This is a genomic window from Corynebacterium sp. (assembly GCF_030535495.1).
GTDB lineage: Bacteria > Actinomycetota > Actinomycetes > Mycobacteriales > Mycobacteriaceae > Corynebacterium.
On record NZ_JAUNRW010000162.1, the window covers coordinates 1 to 1,746 of the forward strand.

1 protein-coding gene and 2 pseudogenes are annotated in these 1,746 nt (G+C 67.0%); 2 read left to right on the plus strand and 1 reads right to left on the minus strand.

Translation table 11 applies throughout. From position 1 onward, the window contains the following. Positions 1-540: pseudogene (locus Q4F73_RS12095) on the minus strand (hypothetical protein); the annotation flags it as partial. Between the two features lie 34 nt (positions 541-574). Here Q4F73_RS12095 and Q4F73_RS12100 point away from each other — a divergent pair. Both Q4F73_RS12100 and Q4F73_RS12105 read left to right on the plus strand, forming a co-directional pair. Beyond that, positions 575-1,525, plus strand: a complete 951-nt coding sequence (locus Q4F73_RS12100) for a Ppx/GppA phosphatase family protein (protein WP_303359594.1) — start codon at positions 575-577, stop codon at positions 1,523-1,525. A 2-nt stretch (positions 1,526-1,527) separates the two neighbouring features. Continuing rightward, positions 1,528-1,746 (plus strand): annotated as a pseudogene (locus Q4F73_RS12105) (hypothetical protein); the annotation flags it as partial.

The window sequence follows — 1,746 nt, forward strand, 5'->3', positions numbered from 1 at the left end:
CAGGTCCCGCCCCTCGGCCACCGCCCACTGGTGGATGGCGCACCCGGTGCCTGTCTCCCAGCCTGCGCGGTTGGCGAAGATGCACGCCCCGCCCACGGTCCTCGTCTTGAGGGACGGCTCCTCCACGTCGTCATCCCACTCCAGCCAGGGCTCGAGGTCGACGGCTTCGCTCGTCGCGAAGTAGTCGTCCACCCCCTGAGGGCGGTGCTGCCAGTATGTTGCGGGCATGTCGTGGACGGCGTTGTAGAGCTGATCGCGGTCGGTCTCGTCGGCCAGGTAGGCACCGTGGACACAACAGCCGATATCCGTCTGGGAGAAGTCGATGCTCTGGCACGCCTCCTGCCCGAAATGGCAGGTGTAGTGCGACTCGACCCAGGTCAGATCGATCTGGAAGGTGTGCAGTGGATCATCCGGGTTGACGAACTCGTACCACTCGCGGGGGAAATCGGGGGCCACCTCCGCCGCGGCGAGAATCTGCCTGCCGGCCGGCGACGTGTGCGGGAACCCGAGAAAAACCGGGGAGGAAAGTGGGCGATTCACACTTGGTCACGTTAGACCGTCTACCCTTGGACATGTGCGACTAGGTGTATTGGACGTGGGCAGCAACACTGTCCACATGGTGGCGGTCGATGCCCGCAATGGCGGACATCCGACCCCCATGAGCGACTGGAAGACGAGCCTGCGACTCGTTGAGCTTATCGACGGCGACGGCGCCATCGGCGACAAGGGCATCAAGCGGCTCACGAAGGCGGTGGCCGAGGCCTCCGACCTCGCGACGACGCTGGGCTGCTCGGAGGTGATGTCGTTCGCGACATCCGCGGTGCGTTCGGCGACGAACTCCGCCGATGTGCTGGACTCCGTCGAGAAGGATACGGGCGTGCGCCTCGAGGTCCTCTCCGGTGAGGACGAGGCGAAGCTGACCTTCCTCGCGGTGCGCCGTTGGTACGGATGGTCTGCCGGGCGTATCACCAACCTCGACATCGGCGGTGGGTCCCTCGAGCTGTCCACCGGTTCCGATGAAACCCCCGACGTGGCGATCTCGCTTGACCTCGGTGCCGGGCGCCTCACCCATCAGTGGTTCGACACCGACCCGCCGGAGCGCAAGAAGATCAACCTGCTCCGCGACTACATCGACGCCGAGCTGACCGAACCCGCCCGTCAGATGCGTGCCTACGGTGCCGCCGGCCTGGCGGTGGGCACATCCAAGACTTTCCGCACCCTCGCCCGCCTCACCGGTGCCGCCCCCAGCGCCGAGGGCCCCTACATCAAGCGCACCCTCACCGCTCCCGGCCTGCGCCAGCTCATCGCCTTCATTTCGCGCATGACCGCCGCCGACCGCGCCGAGCTGGAGGGCATCAGCTCCGACCGCTCGCACCAGATCGTCGCCGGTGCGCTCGTCGCCGAGGCGAGCATGCGTGCCCTGGGCCTGGAGAGCATCGAAATCTGCCCCTGGGCGCTGCGCGAGGGAGTTATTCTCCGTCGCATCGACAAGGGGCTTGATCCGCTCCCCGAGGAAAGGACGTGACCATGAGCGACGAGAACAAGCAGTTGACTGTCGCCGAGCTGCTCGCCCGCGCAGGACGCGAATCGGGGGACACAGAGGCCCCGCGCCGTCGTCGTCGCCGCAGCCTGGAGGAGGGCGGTATCTCCGTCGCCGAGCTGACCGGCTCCATCCCGGCCGTCAAGGAGAAGCCCCCGGAGTCGAAGCACTCCTCGGTGCCCATTGACGCTCCCGCCCCGCCGAAG